The 1,327-nt window shown below is 64.7% G+C and carries 2 protein-coding genes; one reads left to right on the top strand and one right to left on the bottom strand.

Translation table 11 applies throughout. The annotated features are described in order from the left end of the window. On the bottom strand, positions 1-260 hold a 260-nt coding region (locus FJV41_RS49145), incomplete at its 3' end, for a LexA family protein (RefSeq protein ID WP_141649508.1). On the opposite strand from FJV41_RS49145, the gene FJV41_RS49140 reads away from it, so the two are divergent. Further along, a partial coding sequence (locus tag FJV41_RS49140; RefSeq protein WP_141649507.1) for an IS630 family transposase occupies positions 259-1,327 on the top strand: 1,069 nt, incomplete at its 3' end. The two genes, FJV41_RS49145 and FJV41_RS49140, sit on opposite strands and share 2 nt — an antisense overlap.

Here is a 1,327-nt window from a genome sequence, read left to right as displayed (position 1 = left end):
ATGCTGCGGGCCTGTCCGGCGCTGCGCCGGATGAGCCCCCGGCGTTCAAGCTCCAGCACCATGCGGTGGACGGTGGGAGGAGTGGTGCCGAAATATCGCTGCATGTCGGCTTCGGCGGGAGGGCGCCTGTTGAGCTTCGTGTAGGCGTGGATGAAGGCCAGGTACTGGCCTTGAAGGTCCGTGAAGGGATGGGTTGAGAAGGGAATCGACACGGAGGCCGCGAGGTAGTCCGACTCCTCTTTCACGGAGTCGGAGCGCATGAATGTACGTTACCTCGTCACCCTGGCCGCCGAGGAGAAGTCGGAGTTGGAGGCGCTGGTGAGCGGCGGCACTGGGCGGGTGCGCCACGTCAAGCGTGCGCAGATTCTGCTGGCAGCCCATGTCGGAGTCACCGACGAGCAGATTGCCAGGAGTGTCCGGGTGAGCGTCTCGACGGTGTACCGGGTCAAGCGGCGGTTCGTGGAAGGCGGCGTGGACCACGCCCTTCACGAAAGGCAGCGGCCCGGGGCCTCGCGCAAGCTGACTGGCAAGCAGGAGGCGCTGCTGGTGGCCACCGCCTGCTCGACGCCACCCAAGGGGCGTGCGCGGTGGACGCTTCAGTTGCTGGCCGATGAACTGGTGCGGCTGACCGAGCACGAAGACCTCTCGCGGGAAACAGTCCGCCGACGGCTGGAGGAGAACGAACTCAAGCCCTGGCAGCAACGCATGTGGTGCATCCCGAAAGTGGACGCCGAGTACGTCGCCCGAATGGAGGACGTGCTGGAACTCTACGCCGAGCCACCAGACGCCAAGAGGCCGGTGGTCTGCTTCGATGAGACTCCCAACCAGCTGATTGGAGAAGTCCGCACGCCCTTGCCGGCCATGCCCGGCACGCCCCGCCGTTACGACTACGAGTACCAGCGCAATGGGACGGTGAACCTCTTCGTCCTTCTGGACGTGCACCGCGCCTGGCGCCACGTAGAAGTCACGGACCAGCGGACCGCCAAGGACTTCGCGCTGCAGATGCGTGCCCTGGTGGACGTGCACTACCCGGAGGCGGAAACCATCCGCGTGGTGCTCGACAACCTCTCCACGCACAGCCCTGGCGCCCTCTATGAAGCTTTCCCGCCCCAGGAGGCCCGGAGGATTCTGAAGAAGCTGGAGTTCCACTTCGTCCCCAAGCACGCCAGCTGGCTGAACATGGTGGAGATTGAAATCAGCGTGCTCACCCGCCAATGCCTGGACAGGCGAATTGGCAACAAGCTCACCTTGAAACGGGAGGTGGCCCGATGGGAGAGGATGCGCAACAAGGAGGGCGCCCGCGTCCGCTGGCGCTTCACTATAGACA

It is taken from the genome of Myxococcus llanfairpwllgwyngyllgogerychwyrndrobwllllantysiliogogogochensis, assembly GCF_006636215.1.
GTDB lineage: Bacteria > Myxococcota > Myxococcia > Myxococcales > Myxococcaceae > Myxococcus > Myxococcus llanfairpwllgwyngyllgogerychwyrndrobwllllantysiliogogogochensis.
The sequence above is the reverse complement of the archived record's forward strand: the minus strand, read 5'-3'. Positions and strand labels throughout refer to the sequence as shown.